The sequence below is a fragment of the Actinomyces sp. MRS3W genome (assembly GCF_032465695.1).
In the GTDB taxonomy this organism is placed as follows: domain Bacteria; phylum Actinomycetota; class Actinomycetes; order Actinomycetales; family Actinomycetaceae; genus Actinomyces.
In genome coordinates, this window is the sequence record NZ_JAWDJJ010000068.1 from 1 (window position 1) to 11630 (window position 11630).

Genomic DNA, 11630 nt, shown 5'->3' on the forward strand with positions numbered 1-11630 from the left:
CCCCGCCACTCGTTCTGCTCGATGAGCCGATCGCAGGCCCGGCAGCGGCACGCGTGAGCGTCGACAACACTCGCGGTGGCGAGCTCGTGGCCGAGCACCTGGCGACAACCGGCCGCCGGCGCGCCGCCGTCATCGGTGCACCTGCGGGGATGCCGACGTCGGTGCAGCGCGTGGAGGGCTTCACCCGTCGCGCCCGCGAACTGGGGATGGAGGTACCCGAGCGCGCCGTCGCCCGGGCGGTGCGCCGTACCGGCGACGCTATTGGCCAGGCGACGGCGATCCTGAAGGACGTGAGCGGTATCGAGGCCTTCTTCGCGGGCGATGATCTGCTGGCGATCACGCTGATACGTGCCCTGGCCGCGCAGGGCCTACAGGTGCCCGAGGACGTGGCCGTGTGCGGCTTCGATGACATCCCCTGGGCAGCGCTGGTGACTCCCGCACTGACGACGGTGCGCCAGCCGGCGCGTGAGATGGGTCGGGTAGGTGTCGACCTGGCGTTGGGAGCATTCGCGGATGCGCTCGACGACGCCGACGGGTCCAGCCGTGACGTGGTGCTACCGGTTGAGCTGATCGTGCGCGACTCTACGGCGCCGGCCGCCTCGGATGCGAGGCAGGCCGGCGCCGCGGAACCGGTGAGCTAGCACGGGTTGCCGAGACTCAGACGTCCTGCGGCTTCCAGCTGGCCGGAGCCACGGGCATGACCTCCCGCAGCAGCCCTACCGTCGCGGTCAGGCCCTCTACGGCGTCGTAGAGGACGTCCTCGTGCTCAATGGCGAGCACGCCGTCATAGCCGGCAGACCGCAGGTCGGAGAGGAACTGACCCCAGAACTGGCGTCCACCGACACGGCCGAGGCCGAGAGTGACGTAGTTCCATGCGCGGGTGGCGGCTCTGTCAACCGTCTGGGTATCGAGCAGACCGTTGACGTCGGTGATGCGCCCGTTGATGCGGGTGTCCTTGGCGTGGACGTTGTAGATCGCACCGGTGAGCTCACCGGCCATGGCGCACGGGTCCGCCCCCATCCACATGGGATGTGAGGGGTCGAAGTTGGCGCCAACGACGTCGCCGACGGCCTCGCGCAGGCGCAGGAGGGTGGCGGCGTTGTAGACGAGTTGATCCCCGTGCATTTCAACGGCGAAGCGCACCCCGCGCTCACGCCCGTAGGCCCCCAGCTCCTTCCAGTAGGGGATGGCCACCTCATTCCACTGGTAATCCAGGATGGTCTGGGTTTCCGGAGGCCAGGAGGTGGTCACCCAGTTAGGAGCCTGGTCGCCGGGCGCGCCGCCGGGCAGACCGGACATGAGTACGACCGTGCCGACCCCGAGCACAGCAGCGAGATCAACGGTGGCGTGCACGAGAGCATCGATCTCGGCGCCAATGACTGGGTGGAGTTGGTTGCCGTTGATGTTGAGGGCGCTGATGTGCAGACCGCGCTCGGTCACGGCTCCGACAAAGCGGTCGCGGGCGGCGGCGTCGGTCAGCAAGCTGCGCACGTCGCAATGCGGGGCCGAGGACCAGCCGCCCGTGGGCAGCTCGATCGCGGTGATGCCCTGGGCTGCGACGGTGTCGAGCATCTCGTCGAAGGGCAGCGAGGCGAGCGAGTCGGTGACGATTCCGAGTTCCATGGTGATCAGGCCTTTCCGCTCATGACGTCGTCGAGGCTGGGAACGCCCAGGCGGGCGCCGCCGGCATTCATGGAGCGCACCAGGGTCTCGGCGACGACGGTGGTGCGTAGGGCGTCGCGGGCGGTGGCCGCACCCTCGGGCAGACGGCCCGCCAGGCTGGCTTCGACCCAGGCAGCGAGTTCGGCGCGGTAGGCAGCGGCGAAGCGGGGGCGCCAGTCGGCGGGATAGGCGGCACTGCGGGCGAGATCCTTGGAGACAATCACCTCGTCGGCCTCGACCAGCGCTGGCACGGACGGCAACTCCACGGAGGCGGTTTCACACACCAGCTCACAACGCACGTCGTAGCCGTAGCGGGCATGGACCTGGAGCTCGACGGTGTGCAGGACACCGGCGTCGTCGCGCATCAGCAGCAACTGGGGATCATGGCGCTCGGCGATGAGCGAGCTGGCACGGCCGGCGGCCCACTCGACCTCAATGATGTCGTGTCCGCTCAGCCAGGGCAGGACGTCAATCTCGTGCACGGCGGAGTTGGTGATCGTGGCGGAGGAGTCCTGGCCGGGGTATGCCTCGACGTTGCGGTGGACCGAGTGGGTCATGAGCAGCGCGCCGTCGGCTCCTGCGGCGAGGCGGGCCTTGAGGGCGCGGTAGCCGGGGTCGAAGCGCCGCATGAACCCCACGGTGAGCAGGTCGCGGCCGAGCGCTTCCTGCTTGGCGACCACATCCACTGCCTCCGCAGCGGTGGGAGCCAGCGGTTTCTCGCACAGTACCGGCAGTCCGGCATCCAGACAGGCGCCGGTGAGCTCGGCGTGGAAGGGATCAGGGGCAGCGATGATGACCGCGTCAACGTCTCCCGAGGCGATCATCTCCTTGCCATCGGAGTAGGTGGCGATGTTCCCGCCGAGTTCCGCGGCAAGGGCGTCGGCGCGGTCGACGGCGGCGTCGGCGATGGCGGCGAGGCTCGCCCCGCGTACACCGCGGGCGAGGTTGTGGGCGTGGTCGGAGCCCATGACTCCGGTTCCGATGATTCCAATGCGCAGCTGGTTGCTCATGTCATTCCTCTGGTGTGATGTTCCCGCGCGCTGAGGACGCGGGCACTGTTGACTGTTGCGGCGTGAGGGTCGGCGGCTGTGCCAACACCGCAAGCGTAAACGTTTACATTGAGGGTTCGCAAGGCCCACATGTCATGCATGTTCCCCTAGATGGCCGATCCCGGGAGGGGTTGGGCCGCGCAAGCGCCGAAACCCGCGCGGGCGGACGGAGTCTCCACCGCAACCGCCCACCGACGCCGCCCTACACCGAAACCGGCAACCGCTTGACGCCAGTCGTCTACGGCGCGGGCGGCGCCGTCGAGCCGTGGTCGATGAGGCGGGGATCGACCAGAGTGATGCCACGGATGGAGTCATCCTCCAGAGATTGCAGCAGCAAGCCACCCGCCCTGCGTCCGAGCGCCGGCCGGTCCACCCCCACTTCGGTCACCAGGTCCCCTGTCGGGGTGCGGGCCACAGTCAAGCCGACCGAGACGAGCGAAAGGTCCCGTGGCAGCGATAAGCCACGCGCCCAAGCCGCCGCAATCACGCCTTCGAGCGCGCTGGGACTATTGGACACGACGGCGGTGCAACCCTCCGCAAGTCCCGAAGCACCCACTTCCCGAGCCCCGGCGAGGACGTTGTCGGGGCAGGCGCGGAACACCGCCTCGACCCCGTACCTGCGGGCGGCCAGACGCACGGACTGGCTCTGGGCCATGTAGGCGTTCGACCGGTCGGCGCGTATATCACGCATGAGGAACAAGATGCGGCGGTGCCCGAGCTCAACCAGGTGCCGCACGCCCAGGTCCGCCATCTGCTTGAAATCCGCATCCACACCCGGAGCGCCGTCAACGCGGTGCGAGGTACCAATGAGCACGGTCGGGACCTTCTCATTCAGCAGGTACTGCTCGCGCTCATCATCGGGGGCGACATCCATGAGCACGGCGGCGTCCAGCGCCCCGGACTGCACCAGGGTTTCCAGCGCATCCACCGCACTGGTGCGCCGTCCCACGGGCACGAACACTTGGATGCCAAGGGACTCGACGCTCGCACGCAGGCCCTCGATGTATTCCAGGTCATTGGCGTCGATGCCGGAGCGCTGCATGCGAAAGAGCACGCCGACGGTGCGCACCGACCGGGCCGCAAGCAGGGAGGCATGCCGGTTGGGCCGGTAACCGAGCGCGTCGATCGCCCGCTGCACCCGCTCGCGTGTCGCGCGAGTCGTTGGCCGCTGTCCGGTGAGCACGTAGGTGACGGTCGACGGGGAGACCCCGGCGAGGCGTGCCACATCGGCGCGAGTGACCATGTGCGTCCTCCTTCCGGGGTCCCCTACTGCATGCCCCTGCGTCAGCGAGCGAGGCCGCTTATGCGGCCATCCAGAGACTCCCGTTCCCCGGGATGGTGACAGCACCGGCGGTGCCGCCCGTCTCCCCGTTCCAGGAACGCACCAACACCGTGCCGGTCAGGGGCAGGGTGACGGCCTCCTCCCCCATGTTGATGACCACCGTGACCTCACCATTGTGGAAGGCGAGTACATGCGCGGGGGTGTCCTCCAGCCAGTGGATACTTCCGCGTCCCAGGCCCCACTCGCGCCTGGCGGCCAGGGCACGCCGGTACATAGCCAGCGTGGAGTCGGGATCCGCCTCCTGCGCGGCGGGGGCGTAAGCGCCCCAGCCCTCCGGCTGGGGCAGCCAGGTGGCACCGGTGGAGTTGAAGCCGCAGGCGGGCCCGTCAACGGCCCAGGGCAGGGGAACCCGGCAACCGTCGCGCCCGCGCGTCTGCTTGCCGGTGCGCAACCAGGCCGGGTCCTGACGCGCGGCGTCGTCCATCGTGGTGTGCTCGGGCAGTCCGAGCTCCTCACCCTGGAACATGTACATGCTGCCGGGCAGCCCCAGGGCGAATAGGGTGGCGGCGCGCGCCCGCCGCAGCCCCAGGGCGGCATCGGGCTGGGGGTCCTCGGCGCCGATACCGTCGTCCGGTTCTGAGCCCGGCGCGAAGCCGAAGCGGGTGGCGTGGCGTACGACGTCGTGGTTGGACAGCACCCAGGTGGTGGGGGCGCCAACGGCACCATTAGCTGCCGTGGAGGCGTCGATGACGCGGCGCAGTTCGGGGGCACGCCAGGGGGATTTGAGGTAGTCGAAGTTGAAGGCCTGGCTCATCTCGTCCTCGCGGACGTACATGGCCATGCGCTCGGGCGGGTCCACCCAGGCCTCGGCGACGAGCAGGATATCCGGGCGGATGGAGCCCAGCACCCGCCGCCAGTCGCGGTAGATCTCGTGGACACCGGGCTGATCGAACATGGGGCCGGAGTCGGCGGTCTTGGGGTGGCCGTCCGCGTCATCCGCGGGGACCCCGCGCCACCGGTCTGCGCCCAGGGCGTCGTCGGGCAGCCCCGGGGCCTTGACCAGGCCGTGGGCGACGTCAACCCGGAAGCCGTCCACGCCGCGCTCGGCCCAGAAGCGCAGGAAGTCCCGGAAGTGCTGGCGCACGTCGGCGTTGTCCCAGTTGAAGTCGGGCTGCTCGGCGGCGAACAGGTGCAGGTACCACCAGTCGCGGTCCGCTTCCTTTCCGGTCAGCGGCTCGACGGCGCTCCAGGCCGGGCCGCCGAACAGGCTGCCCCAGTTGTTGGGCGGCCCGTCCGGGCTGTGGCGGAAGATATAGCGATCGCGCTCAGGCGATCCGGGACCGGCCGCGAGCGCCTCACGGAACCAGGCGTGCTGATCCGAGGAGTGGTTGGGAACCAGGTCGACGACGACGCGCATGCCCACGGCGCGCGCGGCCGCAACCATGGCGTCGAAATCCTCCAGCGTGCCGTACTCGGGGGCGACGTTGAAGTAGTCGGCGACGTCATAGCCGGCGTCGACCTGCGGGGAGGGATAGAAAGGCGAGAGCCAAATGGCGTCCACCCCCAGGGACGCGAGGTGCCCCATGCGGGCGGTGATGCCGCGCAGGTCGCCGAGGCCGTCGCCGTCGGAGTCGGCAAAGGAGCGGGGGTAGATCTGGTAGATGACGGCATCACGCCACCAGGCATCCTCATCGTCGCGCGTGGTGACGACGGGTGCCAGCGAGGGGGAGGTCATGGAGTCTGGTGTCCTGGAACGGGTCGGGGTCCGGGCTAGCGCGAGCGCCGGACGCGGGGCGGATGTGGAATGGAAAATGGAAAGACTAAAGACTAGCAACCATGTTGGCCAGGCCGGGGACGCACCGCCGCTGCGGCACGTCCCCGGCAGCCGGTCACTGCTTGAGTCCGCCGGCGGCGAGGCCGGCAACAATGCGACGCTGGAAGATCAGCACCATGATGACCAGCGGTAGTGTCATGACCACGCCCGCCGCCATCTGTGACCCAAAGGGCGTGTTGAACTGGGAAGCGCCAGTGAATTTGCTCAGCAGCACGGTGGCTGGCTGCATGGCGGGGTTGTTGACCATCGTGACGGCCACGAGGAACTCGTTCCAAGCGCCGATGAAGATGATGATCGCAGTGGTGAAGATGCCGGGTGCGGCGATAGGCAGAATGACCTTGCGGAACGCCTGCCCCGGAGTGCAGCCGTCGACCATGGCGGACTGCTCGAGCTCTTGGGGCATCTGCCGGAAGAAGCTGGTCAGGTTCCACACGGCCAGCGGCAAAGAGAAGGACAGGTCCGGGATGATCATCGCCTGATAGGTGTTGATCCAGCCCCAGGCCGAGAAGTTCTTGAGCAGGGGCACGATGATCGCCACGAGCGGGAACATCGAGGTCGCCAGCACCACCAGCAGCAGCACGCTCTTGCCCCGGAAGTCCAGGCGAGCCAGGGCATAGGAAGCGAAGGTGGCGATCGCTAGGGCGACGACGGTGACCACAACCGAGACGATGAGCGAGTTGATCAGGCCCTGCCCAAAGTTGTTCTTCGCGGAGAACACGGCTTGATAGTTCTCAAAGGACACGTGCCGCGGCCACCACGTGTTCTCGAAGATCTCGGTATCCGGCCGCAGCGAGGACACCAGCATCCAGTAAAACGGAGCGAGGCAATAGATGACGATGAGGACGATGCCGAAAGTCGACATCCCCCCAGCCCAGTCGATCTTCCTTCTGGGCCGCTCGACCGCTCGCGCCGACGCGGTTGCTGTGCTCATGACGCGCTCCTCTCATTGGGCTCGACGGCGGCGCTCGCCCCGGTCGCGGTTGCCGCCGCGGCGCGGCGTTTGGGCAGGAATGCGGAGGCGGGTAGTTTGCGCCCCTGTTTCTTGCCGCTGCGCGGCGTGCTGGCGCCCAGATCGGCATGGGTGATCCGGGTGAAGGCGAAGGCGAAAATGAACACGTACAAGAACAAGATGAGCGCATAGGCCGCCGCCGAGCCATAGCGCAGGTTAGAAGCCTCGTCCTGGACGAGCATGGACAGCGTCTCCACCGAGCCCTTGCGCGGGCCGATGAGGATGTAGGGAAGGTCGAACATGCGCAGCGCGTCGAGCGCGCGGAACAGGACCGCGACCACGAGCGCAGGCTTGACCAGCGGCAACGTGATCCGGGTGAACCGCTTCCAGGCGTTCGCGCCGTCGATCTTCGCAGCCTCGTAGACCTCGTCGGGAATGATCTGCAGGCCGGCGAGCGTGAGCAGACCGATGTAGGGGGCGGTTTTCCATACATCGGCGATGATGATGGCCAGCTTGGCGCTCGTGTTGCCCGAGGCCCACATGATGTGCTGTCCCAAGATGGCGTTGGCGACGCCGTTTTGGTTGAAGATCCAGCCCCACAGGATGGCGGAGACGGCGGTGGGGATGGCCCACGGCACCAGGATTGCCGCCCGGACGAATCCGCGCCCGCGCATGGCCCGGTGCATGATGAGCGCCATCGCCACACCCAGGATGGTCTCCAGCACCACGGTGACGACTCCGAACAGGGTGGTGTTCCACGCAGCGGTCCAGAACCGGGATCCGGCGTCGGTGAAGATGGTGGCGTAGTTATCCAGTCCGACGAAGGGCTCGACGTTGGAGACGAATCCGGTTTCGGGATCGAGTCCGGCCTTGCCGTACAGGGACTGCCGCAGTGATTGGAAGACGGGAAGGATGATGACGATCGTCAAAACGATGATCGTCGGGGTGATGAGGAACCACGCCAGACGCGCCTGCGCCCGGCTGGCCTTGGACCGGCGATTGACGTCCGGTACATATGTGTGTGCACTCATGACCTGTTCTGCCTTTATTGGTTGAGCCGGCGATTTGCTGACCGGTATTCCTGACGCCTATCCGCGGATGCCGCGACGGGCATAGACGGACTACGGCACCATCGCAATGCGGGCAGGGCGTTCCGGGTGGGGCGGGACAGTCCCCGCCCCACCCGGCCGGTCCGCCGACAGCAAGGGGCCGATTGCAGGCCGTCAGGACGGCGTCAGGCCAGTGCCTTGAGCGAGGTTTCCAGGTTGGCGATTGCCTCTTCGGCCGTAGCCTGCTGCTGGATCGCCGGATACAGGGCATCCTGGATCGCAGCAGTCACGTCGCCGTAGGAAACGGCCTTGGGGCGACCCTTGGCCGAGTCCAGGGACTCGCGCAGCGTCGGCAAGTAGGGGAACTTCTCAAGCATCTCGGCGTCCTCATACAGAGAGCCGAGAACGGGCGCGAGGGTTTGAGTTTCGAGCGCGTATTTCTCCGACTCCTGGGTGGTCCACCATTGGACGAACTTCAGCGCTGTCGCCTTGTTCTTGGAGTAGGCCGAGATACCGCAGTTGTGCCCACCGAGTGTCGGGACGAAGGCGTTGCCGTCGATGGTGGGCAGGGCGGCGACGCCGAACTTCTCCTCCCCGAGTGCCGCCACGTTGTTGGCGTACTGGTAGGGCCACTGCCGGTAGAAGAGCAGATCACCGGATTCGAAGGCGTTGCGGCCGTCCTCCTCCTTCCATTCCAGCGCCTCGGTGGGGATGTAACCGTCCTTGAACCCGTCAATGAGGGTCTGCAGGCCGGCGATCGCCTCCGGAGAGTTGATGGTGACATTGCCCTCGTCGTCGTAGAAGGAGCCGCCCGCGGTATTGATGAACTCGCTGGCGCAGCAGGTCAGTCCCTCGTACTTGGCGAATTGGCCGCCGAAGCCGCCGATGTTCTCGTGACCCGGCACGGCGCGCACGGCATCGATGGCGGCCTTGACTTCATCCCAGGTGGTGGGGACCTCGACGCCGGCTTCCTCCAGGAAATCCTTGCGGTAGAACATGATGGAGGAGTCCGTCGCGAACGGCATCGCATAGAGCGTGTCCATGTACAGGCCGGTCTCCCACACCGACTCGACGATGTCGTCGTTCTTCAGATCGTCCTCGGGCAGGGGCACGATCCACTGGTTGGCAGCGAATTCGGCAACCCATACGTTGTCGACGGAAATGACGTCGTAGGCGTCGGATTGGGTCTGGGCGTTGTTAATGAGGGACTGACGCTGCTGGTCGGCCTCGGCAGAGAGCTCAATGAGGGTGACCTGCTCGTCGGGGTAGAGCTCGTTCCACTCATCGATGCGCTCCTGCACCTTGCCGCCAGAGTTGTCCTTGCCCTGTACCCAGGTGATCGGTCCGGTGCCGGTGAAGTCGTCTGCCGACGCCGCAGACGGGGCTGATCCACCCGAGCCGCCTGACCCTCCCGAGCCACCGTTGCCGCATGCGGCAGCGGCCGACAGGGCCGCGATGACGGCGGAGCTCTGAATGAAACGACGACGTGGGAGATGGGGAAGCGTAGGTGCCATGTGCTTTTCCTCCTTGAAACACCGTGGACGGGCCGGACAGCTGTGTCACATCGAGCCCGTCGTCGACGCGCGTCGACTAGATGGCGTCACTATGTTAGGCAGCTCGCATTTGACGTGACGACCACCCAAGGCACACCCCACCGTTCGTTACGACATCGTGACCGTGTGCATGCTTCCAATCATGGACGCCGCCGCCACATCGACCGGTTTCGGCACGTTACAAGTGCCGGTTTCGGTGAGGGGACGGGCCGAGGTCGCCCGAGTGGGGAGGTGCGCAAGACCTCGTTCCCCGGCATGCTCCGACCACCGACTATTTGGCAGAATTTGTTGTGCGGCGCACCCCTCCCCCATTCCGGGAGTCCTCCCCACTCGGTGTGCTGCGAGGAGAGAAACGAGTCCATGACCAGTACTCCCGCACGCGGCGTACAGCCCGGCGAGCAGCCGGAATCCCAGGCCATCTCCGGCACCATCGAGGGGATGGCCTTCCGCCCCGATCGGCGGTTCTGGGTCGTCTACATCTGCTTGATGACGGTCCAGTTCCTCACCGCGATGTACCACACGGTGATCGCCACCGCCCTGCCCACGGTCATCGGCGACCTCGGCGGCGTCGCCCACATGTCCTGGGCCATCACCGCCTACACGCTCGGCCAGACACTCGCCATGCCGATCAACGGCAAACTCGGCGACCTGGTCGGCCGCAAGCAGCTCTACCTGCTCGCTATCGCCATGTTCGTCGGCGGCTCGGCGTTGTGCGGCATGGCCACCAATATGCTTGCCTTCACCATCTTCCGCTTCATTCAGGGCCTGGGCGGAGGCGGGCTCATGATCTGCTCCCAGGCCATCACCGGAGACATCATCCCGCCCCGCGTGCGCGGCACCTATATGGCCCCCATGGGTGCGATGTTCGGCATCGCCTCAATCCTGGGGCCGCTGGTGGGCGGTTGGCTGTCCGATTGGTTGGGCTGGCGCTGGATCTTCTGGTTCTTCCTGCCCTTCGGCCTGTTCGCCTGGATCGCGGTGGCAATCGCGCTGCGGATGCCCAAGCGATCCGCCTCCTTCAGCATCGACTGGGCCGGGCTGGCGCTGACGGGCATCGGCGCCGCCGGCATCGTGCTCATCGCCACCTGGGGCGGCACCACTTTCGCCTGGACCAGTCCCGTCATGCTGGGACTGATCGCCGTGACACTGGCCGCCTGGATCGCCGTCATCCCCGTGGAGAAGCGGGCCGCTGACCCGATCCTGCCGCTGGAAGTCCTCACCAACCACACCTTCATCATCGCCACGATCGTCTCCGTGCTCATGGCCGCCTGCATGTTCGGCATGAACGGCTACCTGCCGACCTACCTGCAGATGGTTCACGGCGTGAGCGCGACCATGTCCGGGCTGTTGCTCGTACCGGGCAGCATCGGCATGTTCACCGGCTCGCTCCTGTCCGGAACATTGGTCACCCGTACCGGCCGCTACAAGCCCTACCCGATCATTGGCTCCCTGCTTGCCGCGGCCGGCATGGCCATGCTGGGTCTGCTCCCGACCGACGCGCATGTGGCCTGGACCTGTGTGGCCGTGTTCGTCCTCGAACTCGGCATCGGCATGTTCCTGCAGTTGAGCGTTCTCGTCATCCAAAATGCGCTGCCCGCCAGCATGCTGGGCACGGCGACCTCCACCAACAATTTCTTCCGCGAGATCGGGGTGTCAATCGGCAACACGATCGTCGGCGTCCTGTTCACCACCCGCCTGACCGCCGGTCTGCTCGGCCTCGGCTTCGACACCCACCAGGCCGCCTCGATCACCCCAGCCATCGCCCGGAGTCTGAATGCCGCCACCGGCGCCGCCGTCGTCGACGCCTACCATGACGCGCTCGCTCCGGTGCTCTTCTCACTGTCGCCGGTGCTCCTGGTCGCGGCCGCGGTCGCCCTGGTGTTCAAGCCGATCCCGCTGTCCACCAAAACCGGCCTGGAGCAGTTGGAGGACGAACTCCTCAAGCCCGGCTCCGAGAACGCCTGTCCCGCCGACCGCCTGGACAGTTAGGCTTCTGCCGACACCGCAGTCCAGCCGGCCTGCACGCACCATCTCGGGGAGAGTCCGGAGAGAAACAGCCATGACCGACAACACCATCAACGAAGTCGCCCAGGCCTTCACCAGCGCCGCAGCTGACGCCGACCGCTCCTACGATCCGCGACTGGCCGAGCTGGCTCGCCGGGCCGCCGCCGAGGGCACCGTGCTGCTCCGCAACGACGGTGTGCTGCCGCTGTCCCCCGCCGAGCCGGTAGCCATCTTCGGCCGTGTTCAGA

10 protein-coding genes are annotated in these 11630 nt (G+C 66.8%); 3 read left to right on the forward strand and 7 right to left on the reverse strand.

What is annotated here, in order from left to right; translation table 11 throughout:
- Positions 1-641, forward strand: a 641-nt coding sequence (locus RWX45_RS01910; protein WP_316022100.1) for a substrate-binding domain-containing protein, incomplete at its 5' end; no start/stop codon positions are given.
- A gap of 16 nt (positions 642-657) precedes the next feature.
- Here the strand turns inward: RWX45_RS01910 and RWX45_RS01915 are convergent.
- The 7 genes from RWX45_RS01915 to RWX45_RS01945 form a co-directional block, all read right to left on the reverse strand.
- The gene (locus RWX45_RS01915; protein ID WP_316022101.1) at positions 658-1623 is read right to left on the reverse strand and encodes a sugar phosphate isomerase/epimerase; all 966 of its coding nucleotides are present in this window, start codon (positions 1621-1623) and stop codon (positions 658-660) included.
- A gap of 5 nt (positions 1624-1628) precedes the next feature.
- Positions 1629-2672, reverse strand: coding sequence for a Gfo/Idh/MocA family oxidoreductase (locus tag RWX45_RS01920; RefSeq protein ID WP_316022102.1), 1044 nt, complete (start codon positions 2670-2672; stop codon positions 1629-1631).
- A 277-nt stretch (positions 2673-2949) separates the two neighbouring features.
- Positions 2950-3954, reverse strand: coding sequence for a LacI family DNA-binding transcriptional regulator (locus RWX45_RS01925; RefSeq protein WP_316022103.1), 1005 nt, complete (start codon positions 3952-3954; stop codon positions 2950-2952).
- 58 nt (positions 3955-4012) lie between these two features.
- Positions 4013-5728 carry a glycoside hydrolase family 13 protein gene (locus RWX45_RS01930; protein ID WP_316022104.1) on the reverse strand — a complete coding sequence of 572 codons (1716 nt, stop codon included), beginning with the start codon at positions 5726-5728 and terminating at the stop codon, positions 4013-4015.
- Between the two features lie 154 nt (positions 5729-5882).
- Entirely contained in the window at positions 5883-6758 is an 876-nt protein-coding gene (locus RWX45_RS01935; protein ID WP_316022105.1) for a carbohydrate ABC transporter permease, read from the reverse strand.
- A complete protein-coding gene (locus RWX45_RS01940) occupies positions 6755-7807 on the reverse strand; it encodes a sugar ABC transporter permease (protein ID WP_316022106.1) in 1053 nt (350 codons plus the stop codon). Before RWX45_RS01940 ends, RWX45_RS01935 begins: the two co-directional genes overlap by 4 nt.
- A 203-nt stretch (positions 7808-8010) precedes the next feature.
- Positions 8011-9339 carry an ABC transporter substrate-binding protein gene (locus RWX45_RS01945; protein WP_316022107.1) on the reverse strand — a complete coding sequence of 443 codons (1329 nt, stop codon included), beginning with the start codon at positions 9337-9339 and terminating at the stop codon, positions 8011-8013.
- Positions 9340-9738: 399 nt separating this feature from the next.
- Between RWX45_RS01945 and RWX45_RS01950 the strand changes: the two genes are divergently transcribed.
- On the forward strand, positions 9739-11367 hold the full coding sequence (locus tag RWX45_RS01950; protein WP_316022108.1) for an MDR family MFS transporter: 1629 nt from the start codon (positions 9739-9741) through the stop codon (positions 11365-11367).
- 70 nt (positions 11368-11437) lie between these two features.
- The coding region (locus RWX45_RS01955) for a hypothetical protein (RefSeq protein ID WP_316022109.1) at positions 11438-11630 on the forward strand (193 nt) is incomplete at its 3' end.